At 35.4% G+C, this 21,736-nt stretch carries 20 protein-coding genes; 8 read left to right on the top strand and 12 right to left on the bottom strand.

The window, feature by feature from the left end; translation table 11 throughout:
- Positions 1–36: 36 nt before the first annotated feature.
- Positions 37–762, top strand: coding sequence for a 3-deoxy-manno-octulosonate cytidylyltransferase (gene kdsB / locus CLV55_RS11955; protein WP_112114033.1), 726 nt, complete (start codon positions 37–39; stop codon positions 760–762).
- Positions 763–786: 24 nt separating this feature from the next.
- Here the strand turns inward: kdsB and CLV55_RS11950 are convergent, their stop codons facing one another.
- Entirely contained in the window at positions 787–1,509 is a 723-nt protein-coding gene (locus tag CLV55_RS11950; protein WP_112114032.1) for a potassium channel family protein, read from the bottom strand.
- Positions 1,506–2,171 (bottom strand): spermidine synthase, encoded by a 666-nt coding sequence (locus tag CLV55_RS11945; protein ID WP_112114031.1) that lies wholly within the window; start codon positions 2,169–2,171, stop codon positions 1,506–1,508. Before CLV55_RS11945 ends, CLV55_RS11950 begins: the two co-directional genes overlap by 4 nt.
- Before the next feature lie 55 nt (positions 2,172–2,226).
- On the opposite strand from CLV55_RS11945, the gene CLV55_RS11940 reads away from it, so the two are divergent.
- The 5 genes from CLV55_RS11940 to CLV55_RS11920 all read left to right on the top strand — a co-directional run bounded on the left by CLV55_RS11940 (position 2,227) and on the right by CLV55_RS11920 (position 5,665).
- Positions 2,227–2,784, top strand: coding sequence for a 1-acyl-sn-glycerol-3-phosphate acyltransferase (locus tag CLV55_RS11940; protein WP_112114030.1), 558 nt, complete (start codon positions 2,227–2,229; stop codon positions 2,782–2,784).
- 2 nt (positions 2,785–2,786) lie between these two features.
- Positions 2,787–3,926: a M14 family metallopeptidase gene (locus tag CLV55_RS11935; RefSeq protein WP_112114029.1), complete on the top strand. Its 1,140-nt coding sequence runs from the start codon at positions 2,787–2,789 to the stop codon at positions 3,924–3,926.
- A gap of 77 nt (positions 3,927–4,003) precedes the next feature.
- Positions 4,004–4,483, top strand: a complete 480-nt coding sequence (locus tag CLV55_RS11930) for an Lrp/AsnC family transcriptional regulator (protein ID WP_112114028.1) — start codon at positions 4,004–4,006, stop codon at positions 4,481–4,483.
- 172 nt (positions 4,484–4,655) lie between these two features.
- Positions 4,656–5,066 carry a hypothetical protein gene (locus CLV55_RS11925; RefSeq protein ID WP_394338247.1) on the top strand — a complete coding sequence of 137 codons (411 nt, stop codon included), beginning with the start codon at positions 4,656–4,658 and terminating at the stop codon, positions 5,064–5,066.
- 80 nt (positions 5,067–5,146) lie between these two features.
- Entirely contained in the window at positions 5,147–5,665 is a 519-nt protein-coding gene (locus CLV55_RS11920) for a DinB family protein (RefSeq protein ID WP_112114049.1), read from the top strand.
- Positions 5,666–5,736: 71 nt separating this feature from the next.
- Here the strand turns inward: CLV55_RS11920 and CLV55_RS11915 are convergent, their stop codons facing one another.
- Positions 5,737–7,524, bottom strand: a complete 1,788-nt coding sequence (locus tag CLV55_RS11915; protein WP_112114048.1) for an ABC transporter ATP-binding protein — start codon at positions 7,522–7,524, stop codon at positions 5,737–5,739.
- Between the two features lie 239 nt (positions 7,525–7,763).
- Here CLV55_RS11915 and CLV55_RS11910 point away from each other — a divergent pair, with 239 nt between their 5' ends.
- Positions 7,764–8,690 carry a PfkB family carbohydrate kinase gene (locus CLV55_RS11910; RefSeq protein WP_112114027.1) on the top strand — a complete coding sequence of 309 codons (927 nt, stop codon included), beginning with the start codon at positions 7,764–7,766 and terminating at the stop codon, positions 8,688–8,690.
- Positions 8,683–9,597: a pseudouridine-5'-phosphate glycosidase gene (locus CLV55_RS11905; RefSeq protein ID WP_112114047.1), complete on the top strand. Its 915-nt coding sequence runs from the start codon at positions 8,683–8,685 to the stop codon at positions 9,595–9,597. The genes CLV55_RS11910 and CLV55_RS11905 overlap by 8 nt, the downstream gene beginning before the upstream one ends.
- 2 nt (positions 9,598–9,599) lie before the next feature.
- On the opposite strand, the gene CLV55_RS11900 is transcribed toward CLV55_RS11905, so the two are convergent.
- From CLV55_RS11900 to CLV55_RS11860, 9 genes are all read right to left on the bottom strand, one after another.
- Positions 9,600–10,847 carry a DEAD/DEAH box helicase gene (locus CLV55_RS11900; RefSeq protein WP_112114046.1) on the bottom strand — a complete coding sequence of 416 codons (1,248 nt, stop codon included), beginning with the start codon at positions 10,845–10,847 and terminating at the stop codon, positions 9,600–9,602.
- A 153-nt stretch (positions 10,848–11,000) separates the two neighbouring features.
- A complete protein-coding gene (locus CLV55_RS11895; protein WP_112114026.1) occupies positions 11,001–11,525 on the bottom strand; it encodes a superoxide dismutase family protein in 525 nt (174 codons plus the stop codon).
- A 126-nt stretch (positions 11,526–11,651) separates the two neighbouring features.
- Entirely contained in the window at positions 11,652–13,439 is a 1,788-nt protein-coding gene (locus tag CLV55_RS11890) for an acyl-CoA dehydrogenase family protein (RefSeq protein WP_112114025.1), read from the bottom strand.
- A gap of 25 nt (positions 13,440–13,464) precedes the next feature.
- Positions 13,465–14,646, bottom strand: coding sequence for an acetyl-CoA C-acyltransferase (locus CLV55_RS11885; protein WP_112114024.1), 1,182 nt, complete (start codon positions 14,644–14,646; stop codon positions 13,465–13,467).
- A 96-nt stretch (positions 14,647–14,742) separates the two neighbouring features.
- A complete protein-coding gene (locus CLV55_RS11880; RefSeq protein WP_112114023.1) occupies positions 14,743–17,133 on the bottom strand; it encodes a 3-hydroxyacyl-CoA dehydrogenase/enoyl-CoA hydratase family protein in 2,391 nt (796 codons plus the stop codon).
- A gap of 111 nt (positions 17,134–17,244) precedes the next feature.
- Positions 17,245–17,676: a MarR family winged helix-turn-helix transcriptional regulator gene (locus tag CLV55_RS11875; protein ID WP_112114022.1), complete on the bottom strand. Its 432-nt coding sequence runs from the start codon at positions 17,674–17,676 to the stop codon at positions 17,245–17,247.
- A 265-nt stretch (positions 17,677–17,941) separates the two neighbouring features.
- Entirely contained in the window at positions 17,942–18,391 is a 450-nt protein-coding gene (locus CLV55_RS11870; protein ID WP_112114021.1) for an SRPBCC family protein, read from the bottom strand.
- 157 nt (positions 18,392–18,548) lie between these two features.
- The gene (locus CLV55_RS11865; protein ID WP_317048375.1) at positions 18,549–18,950 is read right to left on the bottom strand and encodes a VOC family protein; all 402 of its coding nucleotides are present in this window, start codon (positions 18,948–18,950) and stop codon (positions 18,549–18,551) included.
- Between the two features lie 120 nt (positions 18,951–19,070).
- Complete coding sequence (locus tag CLV55_RS11860) at positions 19,071–21,614, bottom strand: ATP-dependent Clp protease ATP-binding subunit (protein ID WP_112114019.1); 2,544 nt, start codon at positions 21,612–21,614, stop codon at positions 19,071–19,073.
- Positions 21,615–21,736: the final 122 nt, after the last annotated feature.

Here is a 21,736-nt window from a genome sequence, read left to right as displayed (position 1 = left end):
TTGAATATAGTATATTTGTCAAAAAAAAAACAAATTATGAGAGTTATTGCTGTTATTCCAGCGCGGTATGCTTCTACTCGTTTTCCGGCAAAATTGATGCAAGATTTGAATGGAAAAACGGTTATTTTAAGAACGTATGAAGCAGCAAAACAAATAAATCTTTTTGATGACGTTTTTGTTGTAACCGATTCCCATTTAATTTTTGATGAGATTGTGTCTCATGGTGGACAAGCCATCATGTCTATCAAAGCACATGAAAGTGGCAGTGACCGCATTGCCGAGGCTGTGCAATCTGTTGAAGTAGATGTAGTGGTCAATGTGCAAGGCGATGAACCATTTATTGATGCTGAATCCTTAAAAAAACTTATAGATGTTTTTAAAGAAGATGCGGCTAAAACTATTGATTTAGCTTCATTAATGAGAGAGATTTCTGATGAAACAGATATCAATAATCCTAATAATGTTAAGGTAGTGGTCGATCAAAATCAGTTTGCCCTCTATTTTTCACGTTCTGTCATTCCATATGCCCGTGAAAAAAATGTAGGCGTTCGCTATTTTCAGCATATTGGAATTTATGCGTTTCGAAAACAAGCCTTGTTAGATTTTTCAAACTTACCTATGAAATCCCTAGAAGCTTCAGAAAAATTAGAGCAATTACGCTACCTCGAATATGGAAAGCGAATAAAAATGGTAGAAACTCATCATGTTGGCATTGGCATAGACACACCTGAAGATTTAGAAAAAGCACGAAAAATGATTTAAGATTTCTATTTCAAATTCCTCAGGTTATGCTATTTCATCATCGTCAAAATAGCCTTTGTTTTTTACTTTGGTAGAAAAGAAGTTAAGAAACAAGACAACAAACGTCAGAAAAAACATAGCTTGAATACTAACCAATACTTTACCATAAGTAGTTACAGGATAATAATCCCCAAACCCTATGGAATTGGAACTAACCAAGCTAAAGTAAATGGCATCAAACCAATGTGTAAAAGGTTTGTTCATGGTGTGTCCTCCCACAGCGTACAGCACCCCAAAGGAACAAATTATTTCCAAGTAATTAAAAAACAGCATCAACATTGAACGTTTATACGAACGGGGTCTTGAGAATAAATCGGAAGCAAAAATTAAAGTAGGGATGTATAAAAAGGTTTCCAACAAAACATAAGTCATGATTCCAACCATCCAAAAGGTATTTTCCCAGTGATTTTTCAGAATTAAAATAGGAAAAACAAATTTTGCAAGAATATAAAAATCCATAACCAAATCTTGGTATTCATGCCCTTTTTTGCAAGCTAAGTATTTAAGGTATATCCCAGGAAAAAATAATTGCGAGATGGAGAGAATCAAACGAACCATTTTTTCCAAACCATTATCGTCTTGATGGTCGTTATTCCAAATGGCTTTGATGTTAAGCAGTCTCTTTTGAATGGGGTTATGCTTAACTTTTTCTTTTTTAGTGATTTTGCCTAACAAAAGTTTACGAAAGAAATGAGAAACAGAATTCATACATCTAATTTTTTAATGGTAAACAATTCGTTATGCACCTCCACTTTTGGGTACATTCTGAGTGAGTAGTTACCGCTAAACTTTTTTTTGTATTCCAGATTCCGAATGCGATCTTTCTCAGTTAACACCATAGTATTGAATAAAATAAAGCCATTTTTCTTAAGAAGAAAGTTGATGCGTTCAATAAAATGATCTTCGAATAAAAAAGAAGGCATGGTGGTATCTTGAAAAATGTCAATGATGATTAAATCGTATTTTTCTTTGGTTCTCAACACAAATTCGAATGCATCGTCGATAAGTAAGGTTAGATTGGAATAGGAATCCAATTGAAAATAGTTTTTAGCAATAGACATGACTTCAGGATCAATTTCGACACCAGTAATTTTGCCGTTAAAGTGAAGTTCGTTTTTAAGTGTTTTGATGACACTCCCTCCTGCAACCCCAAGCACCAAAATGGAATCGTAATTTTTTATTCGTTGATAACCAATATATTTTAGACCTTTTCTCAAGATGCGTTGCAAACTCCCGTAGGAATAATTAGTGTTCTTACTGTCTAAAACGAGTTCGCCATTATTCCAAGTTACTTCCAATGATTTACTAATTTCAGAATTCGTTTTATAGATGGTTATAGGGATAAAAAAACTTAAAAATTTAGATAACATAGTATATTTTTCTCAAAATTGAAGATAAATCATAAATTTACACAAATTATTTGACATGAAAAAACGTCTGTATCAATTTATTTTTTTTAAACTCATGGGGTGGCGCATCACAGGCTCTTTTGATGAGCAAATAAAGAAATGCGTTATCGCGGTTTTGCCTCATACGTGTAATTTTGATTTTTTTATTGGACTTTTTGTGAGAGGAATTGTGCATCAAGAAATGAATTTTGTTGGAAAAAAAGAATTGTTTGTATTTCCTTTTGGACATTATTTTAGAGCTATTGGCGGAGCGCCATTAGATCGGAGTGGAGGTAAAAATTTAGTTGATGCTATTGTTGATGTGTTTGGTAGCAGAACCACCTTTCGTTTGGCTATAGCTCCAGAAGGAACAAGAAAAAAAGTAACCGAATTAAAATCAGGATTTTATTATATCGCACTTAAAGCCAAAGTACCAATAATTCCAGTAGCTTTTGATTACGGAAAAAAAGAAGTGAATATTGGCGAACCACTTTATCCAACGGGGAATTATGAGTCCGATTTGGAACGGTATCTTCATTTTTTTGATGGGGTACTCGGAAAATTTCCTGAACGACAATTTCAACCTAAAGCATAAGTATGGATTATATTGAGTTACATAAACAGTTTAAAGAACATGCACTTTTCGGTCGCTATATCACTCTTAAAGAAATGGAGCCCTTATTGCAGAAATACTCTTGTGAAATCATTGGTCGTTCGGTTTTAGATAAACCCATTTATCAATACACTTTTGGGACTGGAAAAATTAGGATTTTGATGTGGTCTCAAATGCATGGAAACGAGAGTACTACTACCAAAGCGTTATTTGATTTTCTTCATTTTCTTCATTCCAACGAGTTGTTAGCAAAAAATCTTTGGCAAAACTTTACTTTTTGTATTTTGCCTATGGTTAATCCTGATGGGGCAGAATTATACACCAGAGAAAATGCTAATAAAGTCGATTTGAATCGAGATGCTGTTGATTTATCTCAACCCGAAAGTAAGTTGTTACGATCCGCTTTTGATAACTTTCAGCCTGATTTTTGTTTTAATCTACATGATCAAAGAACTATTTTTGGTGCAGGTGATACGGGACATGTGGCAACAGTTTCCTTTTTAGCTCCCTCATTTGATGAGCGCCGCACAATAAATAACACCCGAAGTAAAGCAATGAATGTGATTGTGGCAATGCATGAGGCGTTACAAAACTACATACCCAATCAAGTTGGACGTTTTGATGACAGTTTTAATTTGAATTGTACTGGAGATAGGTTTACAAGTCTGCAAGTTCCAACCATACTTTTTGAAGCAGGGCATTATCAAGACGATTATTACAGAGAATATACTCGTAAAATGATTTTTATTGCTTTAATTTCGGGTTTGTGTCATATATACGAAAACGATGTAGTTGATAATAAAAATGAGCTTTATTTAAATATTCCTCAAAATAAAGTCTGTTTTTACGATTTTATTTATAAAAATGTTAAAATAAATTATGATGATAAAGAAATAATTACGAATTTTGCTGCGCAATACAAAGAAGAGTTGGTAGACGGAGCGATAGTATTTAATGCTTACATTGCTGACATTGGAACATTGAAAGGGTTTTATGCACATTATCAATATAATGCACATAAAATGAAATATTCTGACGACAGTAATAATATTCCGAATATTAATAAAAAAGCAACTTTTTACTTAGAAAACACTATTAAATTTGTTAACGGAGTAAAAAAATAACAAAAATATTTGTTTTTTAATATAAAAAATGCATTACTTTGTAAAGTCCTATAATTTTATAAGTAAAATAAAAAGATATGAGTAAGTTTCGTTTGGATGAAGTAGATCATCAAATTTTGGATATGTTGATTGATAACACAAGAGTTCCGTTTACAGATATTGCTAAAAAGTTATTAATTTCGGCAGGAACAGTTCATGTTAGAGTTAAAAAAATGGAAGATGCAGGAATAATCATGGGATCTTCCTTGACTCTAGATTATGAAAAATTGGGGTATTCTTTTATTGCTTATGTAGGGGTGTTTCTGAACAACACATCACAAACAAAATTTGTTTTAGAGCGCATCAATGACATACCTTTTGTAACAGTAGCTCATGTTACCACTGGGAAGTTTAATATCTTTTGTAAGATTCGAGCTAAAGATACCAAACATGCAAAAGATGTTATTTTTATGATTGATGATATTGAAGGTGTGTACAGAACAGAAACCATGATTTCGTTAGAAGAGAGCATCAATGATAAAAAACGTTTGATGCATACTATTTTCAAAGATATTTAGTAGTTAAGTTAATGTTAGGTTATTTAAAGACCTCAAGTTGTTTTACTTTGAGGTCTTTTATTTTTAAAATCAATTACTTGTTTTGTGATATTAAAATAAATCAGTATATTGTGGGGTACAATTAACAATTGGCTTTTAGTTTAAAAAGGTTGTTGAAATTTAATGTGTTCCTATGTATACCCTTCCTAAAATAGAGCGATTTAATCAAAACGTATTGTATAAACATCATATTTACAACAGTGTGTTTATTACATTACCTTTCGACGCTATTGATAACACAGGTGTTTTGTTGCCACTTTTTAGTGAGATTTGTGACCAAGGGTTTAAGAATAACCTTTCACCAATTGCTATAGTAGACACTTTTTTTGATACCTATCTTAATTCTTTTTCTGAGGAAGATAAGATAAATCTGATGTTTCGATTTATTCAATATGTGGAGCGTCAAATAATTCTTTTCGATGCTATTGAAGATGCGGCTTTTCCTGTCGTTAATATATGGAAGGGAAGGGGTCTTTACGCGATATGTGTGAACGTGCAGATTCTAGTAGGCTTAGAGAAGAAATGGTGCAGTATTTTAAATTGACAAGAAGTGCTATTAAATACCTTGCTTTAGTTTTTTTTTCATTTCCAATTTTAGCCATATTTTTGATTTTAATTAATACTATGAAACCCTCACAAGTACAACCCAACGAATACGCTACCTATTACGAAAACTACATTAAACAAGTTTCTGAAGAATACAATTTAGTTGAAGAACTTGAAATTTCCTTGCACCGTTTCATCAAGTTTGTCCAAGATATCCCTATGGATAAATTTGATTATCGCTATGCCAAAGGCAAATGGACTATCAAAGATATTATCCAACACATTATTGATGCCGAACGAGTTTTTGCATACAGAGCCTTACGATTTGCAAGAAATGATACAACCGAATTGCCAGGTTTTGAAGAAAATGATTATGTAGAGGAAGCTTATGGCAACAAACGCAGCATTATGGAGTTGCTAACTGAATTATCGGCCGTGCGACACGCTACGATAGTATTGTTTAAATCGTTCCATGAAAAACAACTTTTGAGAAAAGGAATCGCATCTAATAATCCTATGTCGGTACGGGCGCTTGGATTTGTGATTATCGGACATCAAAATCACCATCAAAAGATATTTGAAGAACGTTATCTATAACCTAAATAGATTTATATTAGCCACAGATGACTGATTAAACTAAAAAAATCTGTGAATCTGGGGCTATTTTTTTAATACTCACTAAACTGCAAGTTGCTTAAATTCTTATAAATTCCATTTTCAATTTCCAGTAATTCTTTGTGTGTTCCGCTTTCGGCTATTTTTCCTTCGTTAAGGACCAAAATAGCGTCGGCATTTCTGATGGTAGCTAAGCGGTGTGCAATGATGATACTGGTTCTGCCTTGCATCAAGTTTTCTAAGGCTTCTTGAACCAGTTTTTCACTTTCACTATCTAATGACGAAGTAGCTTCATCCAGGATTAAGATACTCGGATTTTTAAGCAAGGCTCTTGCAATTGCAATACGTTGGCGTTGACCACCAGACAATTTGATGCCACGTTCGCCCACCAAAGTATCAAACTTTTCAGGAAATCCATTCACAAAATCCAAGGCATTGGCTTGTTTCGCTGCGGTAATAATTTCTTCTTCAGTCGCATCGGGTTTTCCATAAGCAATATTTTCTCTAATAGTACCTCCAAATAGAATCACATCTTGCGGAACAATACTCATATTGCCACGAAGGTGTTCCAAATCATACTCATTAATGTTTTTATTGTCAATCAAAATCTGTCCACTTTCAATAGCATAAAAACGAAGCAGGAGGGAAGATATCGTTGATTTTCCAGCGCCACTCGGCCCAACAAGCGCAATCTTTTGTCCGAAGTTAGCCGTAAAAGTAACGTCTTTCAACACTTGAACTTCTGGTCGAGAAGGGTAGTGAAACGCCACATTTTTAAACGTAACCTCTCCGTTTATTTTTTCAGTCGGATGTTTTTGTGTCGCATTGATTTTTTCAGGGGTTTCGTCTAGCAATTCAAAGACTCTTTCGGTAGCACCTACTGCTTTTTGAATCTGCGCATACAATTCGGCGATACCCCCAAAAGAAGCTCCTATAAAAGTGGAATACAATACAAATGAAATCAATTCGCCGACTCCTTTTATTTCACCACTAATACACAAACTAACACCATACCAAACCACAGCAACGATAGCACCAAACAAACAAAAAATAATGAATGAAGCAAAATAGCCACGGTATTGACCTCCTTTGATGGCTAATTTTACCACTTCGTTAATTTTACCTTTGTAACGTGCAATTTCATACCATTCATTAGCAAAGGCTTTCACATTGGTAATGCCTTGCAGGGTTTCTTCAACAATTACCTGACTTTCGGCTACTTGGTCTTGTACGTTTTTAGAAAACTTACGAATGAACCGTCCAAAAATAACAGCAGCAACTGCAACTACAGGAACGATACACAACATCATTAAGGTTAAGCGCAAACTGATGGTAGCTAAGAAAATAATCCCTCCAATAATCAGGATGAATTGTCTTAAAAACTCTGCTATGGTAGAGGTTAAAGTATCTTGAATTTGCGTGATATCGGCACTAATGCGGCTGTTCAATTCGCCCACACGTTTTTGAGAAAAGAACGTCATCGGTAGTTTAATCAAATTACTATAAAGCGCCACACGGATATTAGCAAGCGTATTTTCGGTAAAGTTTACAAACAAAGATAAACGGAAGAATGAAAAGAACGATTGTAAAAACAATATGCCCATTAAGACATGAGCAATGTTTTTGGCTTTGATTAGGTCTTTGTTATTGACACAATCTACCAACATGCCAAGAAGTTTTGGAAAGGCTAGGGCTGTGGCACCAGTTAGTAATAGAAAAAACAATCCTAAGTAGAATTTCCATTGATGTGTGTGTGCATAGCGAAAAATAAGGGTTACCTTCTTTAAGGCATTTGCATTGAGCTTAGCTTTAGGTAAGTCATTTTCTTGAAATCGAGCCATTTCTGTTTTTTTTAGCAAAAGTAGTGTAAACTTAAAGCTAAAATGAGGTACAAATGATAAAATTTTGTGAAATAAAGACAGTGTTTTTATTTGTGAGAATTCAAACTTACTTTTTCATTTTTTTAAAATTAAATACACTACTTTTTTTATAATGCACTACGGGTTAGAACTACAAATAATGTAACCGATTTGTTTTTCAAATTTGTATTCTTTCTATTTTATTGTTTTATATTTGTTTCATGAATAAAAAGGTATTGTGTATTGGCGCCACGTTGCTTGATGAATTGTATTTTTGCGAACAAAAGTGTCTTTGGTACACATCAAATCCCGCTCAGAAAAGGAGTAGTGTTGGTGGTGTAATTGGCAATATTGCACAACATCTAGGATTACTGCAGTGTAAACCGTCTTTAATCACAACTTTAGGGAAAGACTCTGATGCAAAGTTTATCACAGAAAAATTAACTGAATCAAATGTAGATTATGGTAATTCATGTCTTACAGATGATAGTACGGGAAAATATGTATCCATACTAAATCCAGATGGTAATTTAGTGATAGCAGTTTGCCAGGACACTTCTGAGAAGTCAATTAATCCAATTTTCTTGGCCTCTAACTCTAATTATATTCAAACTTTTGAATACATCATTATTGACACTAATCTCTCCAAAGAAGCCATACAATGGATTATAAATTTTTCACGAACTCATCATCAAAAACTTATTATAGAGCCCGTTTCAGTACTAAAAGCTGAAAAATTAACGTCCTTAAATTTGGATGGTGTTTTTATGATAACACCCAATGAAGAGGAACTCAAGGTGCTTGCTCATCAAGATAACCTCTCTGAAACACAACAAACACAAAAAATACTAGCTCAAGGAGTAGAAATTGTTTGGGTTCGTAAAGGGGCATCAGGTTCTGTTTTTTATCAAAAATCGGATGCTATTGCATTAGGAGTTCCTGAGATAAACATTGTAGATAGCACTGGAGCAGGAGATGCAGCATTGGCGGGCTGGATGTTTGGTGTTATTCAAAAGCAACAAATTCAAAAGGCATTACAGCTAGCACATACCTTAGCTATAGAAGTGTTACAAATCAATGGTGCTGTAAACTACGATATTACTCCAGAAATATTAATTGAAAAAAATAAAAAATATTATAATGAATAACACTGATTTTTTGTGTATTAGTTCAGAGGTACAACAAGCTCTAGATCATAATTTGCCAATTGTAGCTTTAGAATCTACTATTATCTCACACGGAATGCCATGGCCTCAGAATGCCATTACTGCCAAACAAGTAGAGGAGGAAGTTCGAAGTCAAGGTGCAGTTCCAGCCACCATAGCCATAAAAGAAGGAAAATGTTATGTAGGTCTAACTAATGAAGCGATTGACGAATTTGCTCAAGAAAAACACGTATGGAAAGTTAGTTTGAGAGATATGCCTTTTGTTATTTCTCAAAAATTGCTTGGTGCAACTACAGTAGCAGCTACGATGAGAATTGCCGCTATGGCTGGAATAAAAATATTTGCTACGGGGGGTATTGGAGGAGTTCATCGTGGTGCAGCAACAACGATGGATATTTCTGCGGATTTAACAGAAATGGGGCACACAAATGTGGCTGTTGTAGCAGCGGGTGTTAAGTCTATTTTAGATATTGGACTCACCCTAGAGTATTTAGAAACGTTGGGGGTACCCGTGGTAACATTCAATCAAGATGAATTTCCAAGTTTTTATTCCTCAAAAAGTGGTTTTTCAACCCCATTGCGTTTGGATAGCCCACAAGATATAGCTTCGATGCTAAAAACCAAGTGGGATTTGGATTTAAAGGGTTCTGTATTAATAGCTAATCCTGTTCCTGTTGCCTACGAAATGAATGATACACAAATTCAGAAACATATTGTTGAAGCGCTTACCGCTGCAGAAGGAAAAGGAATAAAAGGAAAAGCAGTAACTCCATTTTTATTAAAATATATTGCAGACCACACACAAGGAGAGAGTTTGGAGGCTAATATCGCTTTAATAAAAAACAATGCTCGATTGGCAGCTCAAATAGCTGTGTCTTTCGTCAGATAAATTTAATACCAGCGCTTCTTATTTTTTTTTGATGCGGTAGATTTTCTTGATTTTTCCTTGTTTTTATTTCTAAAATCAGTTTTGGGTTGTGTTTCAGCTTCAGTTGTATTTTCCTTGAAAGGAAACGGATGATCAGTAATAATTTTGGCATTAATTCGAGTTAATCTCTCGATATTTTTCCAATAGGTGAGTTCGTCTTTTCCACAAAAAGAAATCGCTACGCCAGAATTACCTGCTCGTCCTGTTCTTCCTATACGATGAACATACGTTTCAGGAATATTAGGCAAATCAAAATTAATGACAAAAGGCAAGCTTTCTATATCAATGCCCCGAGCAGCAATGTCAGTGGCAACCAAAACTGAAATTTCTTTGTTTTTAAAAGCATCTAAAACCCGTTGTCTTGCCGATTGTGACTTGTCTCCATGGATTGCTTCAGCCAAAACATTATTTTTTCGTAAGGCTTTAACGACATTGTCGGCTCCATGTTTAGTCCTCGTAAAAACAATAACATTCTCTATTTTGTCATTTCGTATGATATGATACAATAATTTTCGTTTGTCTTCTTTTTCAACAAAATAAACTTTTTGATGTATTTTTTCAGCTGTTGACGCAACAGGTGTTACAGAAACATATTTTGCTTTGGTAAGAAAGGTGTCAGCTAATTCCCTTATAGGTATAGGCATTGTTGCAGAAAAAAGTAACGTTTGTCGATTCTCAGGTGTGAGTTTAATTATTTTTTTTACATCATTTATAAAACCCATATCCAACATCAAATCGGCCTCGTCTAGAACAAGGTAATGTAAATGATCTAAAGAGATAAAACCTTGTTTATGTAAATCAAGCAACCTCCCTGGAGTGGCAATTAAAATATCAACGCCTTTTTTTAATTGGTCTACTTGGTTATTTTGATTGACACCACCAAAAACAACCATCGATCGAATATTGGTATATTTCCCATAAGTAGAAAAGCTTTCTTCAACCTGAATTGCTAATTCACGCGTGGGGGTTACTACTAAAGTTCGAATTAACTTTCTTTTTGAAGCGCCTCCAACAATGCGATGTAAGGTATTTAATATAGGTATCGCAAAAGCAGCTGTTTTTCCAGTTCCTGTTTGGGCACATCCAACTAAATCGGTTCCTTCTAAAATTATAGGAATGGCTTGCTCTTGAATAGGGGTAGGATTTTCATACCCTTCTTCTTTTAAGGCTTGTTGTATATTTCGTAATAAATGTAAGTCTTCAAATGTCATCATGTAGCTTTCTTTTTTGAAAGAAGGGTCAAAGTTAACCATAAAAAAAGAAGAAATCTTACTTTGAAGACATTAAATGGTTTTATAAGCATAAAAAAAAACTAGTGTATACTCTAAAGATACATACACTAGGCTATACTAAAAAAGGTAAAACTATTTTATGATTGCTGAACATGCTACACGTGCACCAGCATTTCCTGTAGGTTGTGTTACAAAATCATCAGCTTTATCATGTACAATCAATCCTTTTCCTAGAATGTCTTTGTTGGTATCTCCACATCCGATACACCATTCGTCGGTTTTTAGAGTAATGGTAGCATTTCCTTGTTCATCTGCTGTAAAGTTTCCAATATCCCCCTTGTGATGTTCAGCATCGGTCCATTTGCCATGTTTTACGTGAGTTGGATTCCAGTGCCCACCAGCCGAAGTAGCATCGCCACTTGAGCAATCTGCTTTTTCATGAATATGAATACCATGAACGCCTGGTTTTAATCCTGATAATTTTGCTTCAAAGGTAACTATGCCATTTTTTTCAGTAAAAGTAGCATTTCCTGTAACTGTACTACCGCTTTTAGACTCTAGTGCAATGGAAATAGTATTTGTAGGAGTTGTACCCCCGGATTTACACGCTATTGCGATTGCAACAGCAATGCATGATGTAAGTAGTATTTTTTTCATAATAGAATTGATCTAAATTTTATTCAAATGTACTTATTTATGATCTATATTGTTTTAAATTTATCTTAAAAAAAAGAAACCATTCAAAATAATGAATAGCTTCGTCAACAAAAAAATAAACTAAAATTAATAACAGTATTGATTTTCTTTAACCAATTTAGCTGTTATTAGTTCTCTCAATCCTACAATATTAGGCATGTTGGTATATTTTGTAAATCGACGTAATCCCATAAGCATCATACGTTGTTCATCACCTTCGGCAAATGAGATGATGCTTTCTTTACCTCGTAAAGCAACAATATCTACAGCTTTATATAAGTATAGTTTTGCCATAGCAATTTGTTCTTGGACATTATTTTCACCTTGTTTTTTTGCCATTTTTTCAGTTCTTAAGACCGTACTTTCAGCCATGTATATTTCAATCAACATGTCGGCTGCGGCAGTCAATAATTGTTGGTGATGATCTAAATCCATACCATATTTTTGAACGGCAGCTCCGGCCACCATTAGGAACGCTTTTTTCAATTTGGCTAACATTTCTTTTTCTTCCGAAAATAATTCTGAATAATCAGGTGTGTCAAATGATGGAATACCCATTAGTTCCTCTTGTACTTTCATAGCTGGAACTAATAAATCGACATGGCCTTTCATCGCTTTTTTTATCAACATTCCAACAGAAAGCATGCGATTGATTTCATTCGTTCCTTCATAGATACGAGCAATACGAGCATCGCGCCATGCACTTTCCATTGGAGTGTCTTCTGAAAATCCCATTCCGCCATAAATTTGTATACCTTCATCGGCACAATTTTGAACATCTTCGGATACGGCAACTTTTAGAATAGAACATTCAATGGCAAATTCCTCAACCCCTTTCAATTCGGCTACTTGATGTGAGGCACCTTCCGATTCACGTATTTTAATTCGTGTTTCAATGTCTTTTGCGGCACGATAGGTAGCGCTTTCTCCAGCATAAGCTGAAGTAGCCATTTCAGCTAATTTGTATCGAATAGCTCCAAAATTAGCAATAGGTGTGTTAAATTGAACTCGTTCATTAGCATAATGAATAGCATTAGATGTCACACGGCGTTGCGCATCCAGACAAGCGGCAGCCAATTTAATACGACCAACATTAAGTGCGTTCATGGCTATTTTAAAACCTTCTCCACGACTTGCCAACATATTTTCCACGGGAACTTTGGTTTCATTAAAAAATACTTGTCGCGTAGAGGAGGCACGAATTCCTAATTTATGTTCTTCATCACCAAGCGTAATGCCATTTGAAGGGTCATTTTCTACAATGAAACCGGTGATGTTTTTATCGTCTTCAATACGAGCAAATACAATAAAAAGTGAACAAAAACCCGCATTTGAAATCCACATTTTACCTCCGGTAATTTTGTAGTGAGTACCATCTTCTGATAATACGGCTTTAGTTTTCCCCGAATTAGCATCAGAACCTGCTCCGGGCTCTGTCAAGCAATATGCACCAAACCATTCGCCTGAAGCTAGTTTTGGAACGTATTTTTGCTTTTGCGCTTCAGTTCCATACAAGGTAATGGGCATCGTACCAATTCCGGTATGCGCTCCAAAGGCAGTAGAAAACGAGCCAGTAGCCCCTGAAATGTAATCACAAACTAAGCAGGTATCCACGAATCCCATCCCCATTCCGCCATAAGCTTCTGGTACTGCGACACTCAAAAAACCCATTTCTCCAGCTTTTTTCATCATTTCTTCTGTAAAAGCATAATCTTTACTTTCAAAACGATTTTTGTTCGGCCAAATTTCTTTATCTACAAACTCTTTAACGCTTTCACGCATCATGATTTGTTCTTCCGAAAAATCTTCAGGAGTGAAGATGTCTTCACATTTTGTTTCTTTAACTAAGAATTGTCCACCTCTTGTAATTTCCATTTTTTTATTTTTTAATAGTTGGTTGTTATAGTAATTCAAAAACGCCAGCTGATCCTTGACCTGTTCCCACACACATACTTACTATTCCGTATTTTGATTTTCTTAATCGCATTTCTTCAAATAATTGAACCGACAACTTAGCTCCAGTACAACCTAGCGGGTGACCTAAAGCTATCGCACCACCATTGACATTTACAATATCAGGATTCAAACCTAATTCTCTAATGACAGCTAAAGATTGTGATGCAAAAGCTTCGTTTAGTTCGATTAAATCGATATCATTTAACGTTAAACCAGCTTGTTTTAGAGCTTTTGGAATGGCTTTGACTGGACCAATTCCCATAATTCTCGGTTCAACTCCAGCTGATGCAAAATTTACCAATCGGGCGATAGGAGTGATGCCCAATTCTTTGACCAGTTCTTCACTCATAATTAATACAAAAGCCGCACCATCACTCATTTGAGAGGAATTTCCTGCGGTAACACTACCATCGGCTGCAAATACTGGTTTTAGTTTTCCTAAAGCGTTCAGATTGGTATCGGTTCTTGGTCCCTCATCTTTATTTACCACATACGATTTGGTTTCTTTTTTACCGTTTTCATTGATGAACGTTTGTTCTACCGTAATCGGAACAATTTGCTGATCAAATTTACCTTCTGCTTGGGCTTTCAAGGCTTTTTGATGTGAGTTAAACGCAAACTCATCTTGGTCTTCACGCGACACGTTGAATTGTTTGGCAACAGCTTCGGCAGTTAATCCCATTCCCCAATAATAATCCTCGTGACCTGCTGCTGCCACACCATAATCCGGTGTAGGTTTGTAGCCACCCATCGGGATGTAACTCATGCTTTCGGCACCACCAGCAATGATACAATCGGCCATACCACTTTGTATTTTAGCGGTTGCCATTCCGATGGTTTCCAATCCAGAGGCACAATATCTGTTAACTGTTACCCCAGGAACGTCGGTTACTTTCAATCCCATTAAGGAAATTAAACGTCCTACATTTAAACCTTGTTCGGCTTCGGGCATGGCATTTCCTACCATTACGTCATCGATGCGTTTTTTGTCGAAATCAGGAAACTGAGCCATCATGTGTTCGATGGTTTCTGCGGCTAATTCGTCCGGACGTTTGAAACGAAAAACACCTTTTGGAGCTTTTCCAACGGCTGTTCTAAAGCCTGATACTATATATGCTGTTTTCATTTTTTCTATTTTAAATTTTAAATTATGAATTTTAAATTAAGTCTATTTTATATGATTGGTGATCATTTAAAATTTAGAATTTAGAATTCAAAATAATTAATTACGAAGCGGTTTTCCTTTTGTTAACATAAATTGGATGCGCTCCAACGTTTTTCTTTCGGTACACAAACTCAAGAAGGCTTCTCTTTCAATGTCTAATAAATATTGTTCACTTACTAAAGTGGGTTCAGACAAATCGCCTCCTGCCATGACATAAGCCAATTTGTTGGCAATTTTTAAATCGTGTTCTGAAATGTATTTTCCAGCTACCATTTGGTTGGTTCCTACTAAGAACATCCCTAAGGCTTGTTTTCCTAAAACTTTGATATCGGTTCTTCTTACAGGTTGTGTATACCCTTGGTCTGCCATTTGTAAACACACTTGTTTAGCGACTGCAATTTGACGGTCTTTATTCACTACCACAATATCTTTTCCTTTTTGTAAGATGCTTAAATCAAATGCCTCATAAGCCGAAGTCGCTACTTTTGCCATTCCGATTGTTAGAAAATGTTCTTGCAATACATTCAATTCCACATCGTTTTTACGGAATAGGTCGGAAGCGCGTAAAGCCATTTCTTTAGAACCACCGCCACCTGGAATCACACCAACACCAAATTCTACCAAACCAATATAGGTTTCTGCTGCAGCTACCACACGGTCGGCATGCATGGTCATCTCGCAACCACCGCCAAGCGTCATACCGTGAGGCGCAACCACAATAGGTATTGCCGAATAACGTACGCGCATCATGGTGTCTTGAAACATCTTGATGGCCATGTTCAATTCGTCGTATTCCTGCTCAACAGCCATCATGAAAATCATTCCGATGTTGGCACCTACCGAGAAATTAGCCCCTTGATTTCCAATGACCAATCCACGGTATTCTTTTTCGGCTAAGTCAATGGCTTTGTTGATAGCGGTTAAAACCCCTCCACCAATGGTATTCATTTTAGAATGGAATTCTAAGTTTAAGATACCGTCTCCTAAATCGAAAACAGTTGCGTCTGAGTTGCCCCAAACTTTGTGATTTTGTCTAATGTTATCTAAAATAATAAAGGCATCTTGACCTGGTTTTTCTTCTTGCGTTTTAGAAGTGGTATTGTAGTAACACGTTTTTCCATTTTTAACGCTGTAAAAAGAAGTATTACCTGACGCTATCATTTCGGTTACCCAAGCTGCAGGAGCATAGCCTTCCGATTGCATTAATTTGATTGCTTTTTCCACACCAATGGCATCCCAAATTTCGAATGGTCCGTTTTCCCAACCGAAACCGGCTTTCATCGCATCGTCTATTTTGTAAAAGTCGTCCGTGATTTCTGGAACTCTATTAGAACAATAGGTAAACATGGCAGCAAAGTTCTTTCTGTAGAATTCGCCTGCTTTGTCTTTTCCTTTTACTAAAACTTTAAATCTATCAATAGGTTTTTCAATAGTTTTAGTCAATTCTAAGGTGGCAAAAGATGCTTTTTTAGCCGCTCTGTATTCTAGGGTATTTAAGTCTAATGATAAAATTTCTTTTCCTTCTTTTTTATAAAATCCTTGACCTGTTTTACTACCCAACCATTTGTTTTCCATCATTTTGTTGATGAAATCAGGGAGTTTGAATAAGTCGTGTGCCTCATCATTAGGACAACCTTCATACAAACCGTTGGCTACGTGAACCAAAGTATCTAAACCAACCACGTCAACAGTTCTAAAAGTAGCTGATTTTGGGCGACCAATGACAGGCCCCGTTAGTTTATCGACTTCTTCAATAGTCAATCCCATTTCTTTAACCAAGTGAAACAAACTCTGAATTCCGAAGATACCAATACGATTTCCTATGAAAGCCGGCGTGTCTTTGGCTACTACCGAAGTTTTACCTAAAAATTGAGAGCCATAGTTCGTCAAGAACTCCAATACTTCGGTTGTTGTCTTTGGTCCCGGAATGATTTCAAACAATTTTAAATAACGCGCTGGGTTGAAGAAGTGCGTGCCACAGAAATGCGATTGGAAGTCTTCACTACGTCCTTCACTCATGAATTGAATTGGAATTCCCGAGGTATTTGAGGTCACCAGTGTACCAGGTTTACGGAACTTATCGATTTGTTCGAATACCAATTTTTTGATGTCCAAACGCTCCACAACTACTTCAATAATCCAATCGCAAGTCGCAATTTTCGACATGTCGTCGGTAGTGTTTCCTGTGGTGATTCTACTGGCGAACTTCTGACTGTAAATAGGAGAGGGGTTCGATTTTAAAGCATTGGCCAAATGGTCGTTCACTACGCGATTGCGTACCACTTTGCTTTCTAGAGTCAGTCCTTTTTTTTCTTCTGCTTCGGTGAGTGCATTTGGAACAATGTCTAAAAGCAATACCTCTACGCCAATGTTAGCAAAATGACAAGCAATCCCAGAACCCATAATTCCAGATCCAACTACGGCCACTTTTTTGATGATTCGTTTCATTTATAGTATTTTAAATTATAAATTTTGAATTTTAAATTAGTAGTGTTTTGGGATTGAATTGTTTTCAATTAAAATCATTTAAAATTTATCATTCAAAATTTAAAATAGTTGTTAGAAAATTTTTTTCTCTATTATTAAATCATTAATTACTTCGGCTACTTCCATAAAGTGATTAAGTTTTTCTTCACTGATGTTTTTCTTTATGGTTTCGTTGAATTTTAGTACTGTAGCTTTCGATAATTCTCTTTTCTCTTTTCCCAGTTCGGTGAGGTAAATCAATACGCCTCTACCGTCTTCTGGATTTTTTTTTCTAGTGATTAATCCTTTTTCTTCTAGTGTTTTTAAAGTACGTGTAAGCGAAGTAGGTTCCATACCCATCCGGTTACTAACGTAGGTTGATGGGGTGCCGTCTTCTTTATCAATGCTCAGTAATGCAAATCCTATAGCCATTGAGCCATCAAACTTTGAGGCTTCTTCGTTGTACATTCTAGAAACCGCTTGCCATGTTGCTCTAAGGATGTAATCTATGGTCTTATCTTTCATAAGATCTATACTAAATTTTAAACAAAGATAAATAAAAAATACTATGCATGCATATAAAGTGTGTTAAATTTTATGCGCGCATAGTATTTTTTTTTTTTTTAGAGTGTCATTATTTGATTGTAAAGTAAAGTAAAGTAAAGTAAAGTAAAGTAAAGTAAAGTAAAGTAAAGTAAAGTAAAGTAAAGAGAAGTTGTTAAACTATTGTAAAAAAAAACACCTACTTAAATATTACTTTAAGGAGGTGGTTTAGTTTAAGTAGATTCAACTACGCATCTGGAATGTTAGGTTCTACCAAGTGTTTTAATTTGTCTATTGACTCTTGCCAACCTAAATAGCACATTTCTGTTGGAATGGCGTCGGGAATGCCTTCTTGGGTTGCTATGTGTTCTGTGCCACACAATACCTTTCGTAAGGTTATAGTGGTTATCATTTGCCCGGGTAAGTTAGGGTCATCAAATACATCGGTATAGACTAGTTTTTCGTTAGGAATGATTTCCAGATATTCCCCACCAAAAGAATGACTGCTACCGGTACCGAAATTGGTAAATGCCATTTTATAATGACCTCCCACTTGCAGCTCCATGCTATGGACTTTGCAAAGAAAGCCATAGGGTGCTATCCATGATGCCAGAGCGTCGGCGTCAGTAAAGGCTTTATACACTTTTTCTGGAGTTGCTGTAAATACGCGGTGTTTTGTAACTTTATTTTTACTCATGATTTTAATTTTATGAAAAAATCTTTGTTTTTAATTTTTTAAGTTTAGAAAAATCAGTAGCATATATTATGAGTGTATAGATGTTCACTAATAACAAATAAAGCGACTATCACAAGTTCTAATACTTAAAGAAGTTTTTTTAAACACGTGATTTAAATTAATTTGATTCAAAAGAAATCATCCATTCAATTCCGTATTTATCTCTAAACATACCAAAATAAGTTCCCCAAGGGCTATTAATTAAAGGCATTTCTACTTGTCCGTAAGCAGATAAACCATTAAAAATACTATCAGCTTCTTCTTTACTTGATGTACTAATAGAAATTTTACTGCGGTGTTCGTTTTCATTTGTTGTGCCTATACTTTCTGGAACATCATTTGCCATTAATACATTGGGACCAATAGGTAATTCAATATGCATTATTTTGTTATGTTCATGCTCAGGAATTGGGAATTCATCACTAGCAATGTCTTTAAATCTGATAATTTTTGAAATTTCACCTCCAAAAACAGATTGGTAAAAAAGGAATGCTTCTTCTGCATTTCCGTTAAAATTGATTATGTGGATTTATTAAAGCCATTTAAATTTTATTTTAAAGATTGATTAAAGTATTTGTTTTGTTTAGGCACTAAAAAATAACAGCTTTATTTTCAAAGATAAAGCTACTATTTTACGTAATTAATTTATAGGTTTTTCTGCTTTTCGAATCTTTATGGTCAACTCTTCCGCACCTTCTTCAAGATTCATGGTTATTTCGTCTCCCATACTAATTTTAGAGGTAATGATTTCTTCAGCAAGAGAATCTTCTACATATTTTTGAATAGCTCTTTTTAAAGGTCTTGCCCCAAATTGTTTGTCAAAACCTTTTTCAGCAATAAACGCTTTAGCTTGTTCTGAAAGAGTTAGATGATAGCCTAAATCTTCGATACGAGCGTATAATTTTGATAATTCAATGTCAATAATTTTATTAATATCATGTTTTTCAAGTGAATTAAATACAATCACATCATCTATACGATTTAAAAATTCAGGAGCAAAAGTTTTCTTTAAAGCATTTTCAATAATTCCTTTAGAATGTTCGTCGGCTTGAGCTACTTTGGCAGCTGTTCCAAATCCGACACCTTGACCAAAATCTTTCAATTGACGTGCACCCACATTTGAAGTCATGATAATAATGGTGTTCTTAAAATCAATTTTTCTACCCAGACTATCCGTTAGATATCCGTCATCCAAGACCTGAAGCATCATGTTGAATACATCTGGATGCGCTTTTTCAATTTCATCCAACAACACCACACAATACGGTTTTCGTCTTACTTTTTCGGTTAATTGTCCGCCTTCTTCATAGCCAACATAACCTGGAGGAGCACCAATCAAACGTGAAACGGCAAATTTTTCCATGTACTCACTCATATCGATTCTAATAAGCACTTCTTCAGAGTCGAAAAGTTCTTTAGCTAATACTTTAGCTAGCTGGGTTTTTCCAACCCCAGTCGAACCAAGGAAAATAAACGATCCTATAGGGCGATTCGGATCTTTCAAACCAGCTCTATTTCTTTGAATTGATTTTGCGATTTTTAATACCGCTTCATTTTGACCAATTACTTTTCCTTGAAGTAGTTGTGGTAAATTAGCTAACTTATTACTTTCAGTTTGTGCAATTCTGTTTACTGGTATTCCAGTCATCATAGACACCACATCGGCTACGTTGTTTTCGGTTACTATAATACGATTGGCTTTGGCATCTTCTTCCCATTGTTCCTGTGCTAACGCCAAATCTTTTTCCAATTTTTTTTCATCATCCCGAAGTTTGGCGGCTTCTTCGTATTTTTGTCTTTTTACAGCCGAATTTTTTTGATCGCGTACCTCTTCTAATTGACGTTCTAAATCTAGAATTTGTTTAGGAACATCAATGTTTGTGATGTGAACTCGCGAACCCGCTTCATCTAAAGCATCGATAGCCTTATCGGGTAAGAATCGTTCCGACATATATCGATCGGTCAATTTGACACAAGCTTCTATGGCTTCTGCAGAATAGGTAACATTGTGATGGTCTTCGTATTTGTTTTTAATGTTGTTCAGTATGGTAATTGTTTCTGGTACTGAAGTTGGTTCCACAATCACCTTTTGAAAACGTCTTTCAAGAGCACCATCTTTTTCGATATATTGACGGTATTCGTCTAAAGTCGTGGCTCCAATACATTGAATTTCTCCTCTTGCCAGAGCTGGTTTAAACATATTGGAAGCGTCGAGAGATCCTGTAGCGCCTCCAGCGCCTACAATAGTGTGAATTTCGTCTATAAATAAGATGATGTCGTCATTTTTTTCCAATTCGTTCATGACCGCTTTCATTCGTTCTTCAAATTGGCCTCGGTATTTGGTGCCTGCTACTAAACTAGCTAAGTCAAGGGTAACGACTCTTTTATTAAATAAGATACGAGAAACTTTCTTTTGGATAATTCGTAAAGCCAGTCCTTCTGCAATAGCCGATTTCCCTACACCGGGTTCACCAATAAGCAACGGATTGTTTTTCTTTCTTCGGCTTAATATTTGTGATACTCGTTCAATTTCTTTTTCTCTACCTACAACAGGATCAAGTTTGCCTTCTTCTGCCATTTCGGTAAGATCACGCCCAAAATTATCTAACACTGGTGTTTTAGACTTCTTGTTTGTTTTGTTTGATGGATTGTTAAAATTAGCATCTTTTAACCCGTCATCATGACTTGAATCATCATTATAAGATTCGTTTTTTGGTAAATTTTCCATAAAATCGTTGTCGTTTGGCGTCATGTTTAAATATTGTTCTTTTGCCCTTTCATAATCAATTTTTAATTTGTTGAGCAATTTTGTAGTTGGGTCGTTTTCATTTCTCAGAATACATAATAATAGGTGTGCAGTACTGATAGAACTACTTTGGAAAACTTTGGCTTCCAAAAAAGTTGTTTTTAGTGCACGTTCAGCTTGCCGTGTTAAGTGTAAATTTTTCTTTTCAATATTGAGTTCGCTGTTCATGCTTGGCGGACTCAAAATCTCAACTTTTTTTCTTAAGTGTTCTAAATCGACCTCTAGATTATTAAGTATGGAGACAGCTTTTCCGTTTCCATCTCGTAATATGCCCAACATTAAATGTTCTGTACCAATAAAGTCGTGACCTAAACGTAAGGCCTCTTCTTTACTGTAAGTGATTACATCTCTAACTCTTGGAGAAAAATTGTCATCCATTATTGTTTTTTTTTAATTCTTGTAAAATTACAAATTCAAATGAATAATTGCAAAAACTATTCCTTTGAATTAACTTGTCAGTAAATTGACAAAAAAATAACCGCGATTAACAGGAAAAAATG

Origin of the sequence: Flavobacterium aciduliphilum (assembly GCF_003268855.1) — a bacterium.
In the GTDB taxonomy this organism is placed as follows: Bacteria; Bacteroidota; Bacteroidia; order Flavobacteriales; family Flavobacteriaceae; genus Flavobacterium; species Flavobacterium aciduliphilum.
This window is presented reverse-complemented; position numbering and strand designations above follow the sequence as displayed.

Coding starts and splice junctions, on each gene's coding strand:
- kdsB (WP_112114033.1), top strand. CDS start 37: ATGAGAGTTATTGCTGTTATTCCAGCGCGGTATGCTTCTACTCGTTTT.
- CLV55_RS11950 (WP_112114032.1), bottom strand. CDS start 1,509: ATGAATTCTGTTTCTCATTTCTTTCGTAAACTTTTGTTAGGCAAAATC.
- CLV55_RS11945 (WP_112114031.1), bottom strand. CDS start 2,171: ATGTTATCTAAATTTTTAAGTTTTTTTATCCCTATAACCATCTATAAA.
- CLV55_RS11940 (WP_112114030.1), top strand. CDS start 2,227: ATGAAAAAACGTCTGTATCAATTTATTTTTTTTAAACTCATGGGGTGG.
- CLV55_RS11935 (WP_112114029.1), top strand. CDS start 2,787: ATGGATTATATTGAGTTACATAAACAGTTTAAAGAACATGCACTTTTC.
- CLV55_RS11930 (WP_112114028.1), top strand. CDS start 4,004: ATGAGTAAGTTTCGTTTGGATGAAGTAGATCATCAAATTTTGGATATG.
- CLV55_RS11925 (WP_394338247.1), top strand. CDS start 4,656: ATGTATACCCTTCCTAAAATAGAGCGATTTAATCAAAACGTATTGTAT.
- CLV55_RS11920 (WP_112114049.1), top strand. CDS start 5,147: ATGAAACCCTCACAAGTACAACCCAACGAATACGCTACCTATTACGAA.
- CLV55_RS11915 (WP_112114048.1), bottom strand. CDS start 7,524: ATGGCTCGATTTCAAGAAAATGACTTACCTAAAGCTAAGCTCAATGCA.
- CLV55_RS11910 (WP_112114027.1), top strand. CDS start 7,764: ATGAATAAAAAGGTATTGTGTATTGGCGCCACGTTGCTTGATGAATTG.
- CLV55_RS11905 (WP_112114047.1), top strand. CDS start 8,683: ATGAATAACACTGATTTTTTGTGTATTAGTTCAGAGGTACAACAAGCT.
- CLV55_RS11900 (WP_112114046.1), bottom strand. CDS start 10,847: ATGACATTTGAAGACTTACATTTATTACGAAATATACAACAAGCCTTA.
- CLV55_RS11895 (WP_112114026.1), bottom strand. CDS start 11,525: ATGAAAAAAATACTACTTACATCATGCATTGCTGTTGCAATCGCAATA.
- CLV55_RS11890 (WP_112114025.1), bottom strand. CDS start 13,439: ATGGAAATTACAAGAGGTGGACAATTCTTAGTTAAAGAAACAAAATGT.
- CLV55_RS11885 (WP_112114024.1), bottom strand. CDS start 14,646: ATGAAAACAGCATATATAGTATCAGGCTTTAGAACAGCCGTTGGAAAA.
- CLV55_RS11880 (WP_112114023.1), bottom strand. CDS start 17,133: ATGAAACGAATCATCAAAAAAGTGGCCGTAGTTGGATCTGGAATTATG.
- CLV55_RS11875 (WP_112114022.1), bottom strand. CDS start 17,676: ATGAAAGATAAGACCATAGATTACATCCTTAGAGCAACATGGCAAGCG.
- CLV55_RS11870 (WP_112114021.1), bottom strand. CDS start 18,391: ATGAGTAAAAATAAAGTTACAAAACACCGCGTATTTACAGCAACTCCA.
- CLV55_RS11860 (WP_112114019.1), bottom strand. CDS start 21,614: ATGGATGACAATTTTTCTCCAAGAGTTAGAGATGTAATCACTTACAGT.